Genomic DNA, 343 nt, shown 5'->3' with positions numbered 1-343 from the left:
GCTCCTTGACGATCGCACGCCCGATGGCCACGCGCTGGCGCTGCCCGCCGGAGAGCTGCGACGGCCGTCGGTGAAGCAGCGCTTCGATCTCCAGGATACGCGCAGCCTCGGCGATCCGCTGGCGGATGACATCCGGCGCGACCCGAATGTTCCTCAGCCCAAAGGCCATGTTCTCCGCGACCGTCATATGTGGGTAAAGGGCATAATTCTGGAAGACCATCGCAACGTTGCGCCTGCCCGGCGCAAGGTTCTCCGAGCGCACCCCGTCGATCGTCAGCGTGCCCACGTCAATGCTTTCGAGGCCGGCGATCATGCGCAGCAGCGTCGTCTTGCCGGAACCGGA

1 protein-coding gene is annotated in these 343 nt (G+C 65.3%); it reads right to left on the bottom strand.

Annotated features, from left to right (window positions below):
* A partial coding sequence (locus tag EN846_RS34070) for an ATP-binding cassette domain-containing protein (protein ID WP_135899377.1) occupies positions 1–343 on the bottom strand: 343 nt, incomplete at both ends.

The sequence above is a fragment of the Mesorhizobium sp. M4B.F.Ca.ET.203.01.1.1 genome, assembly GCF_004791025.1.
Taxonomy (GTDB): Bacteria; Pseudomonadota; Alphaproteobacteria; order Rhizobiales; family Rhizobiaceae; genus Mesorhizobium; species Mesorhizobium abyssinicae.
The sequence above is the reverse complement of the archived record's forward strand: the minus strand, read 5'-3'. Positions and strand labels throughout refer to the sequence as shown.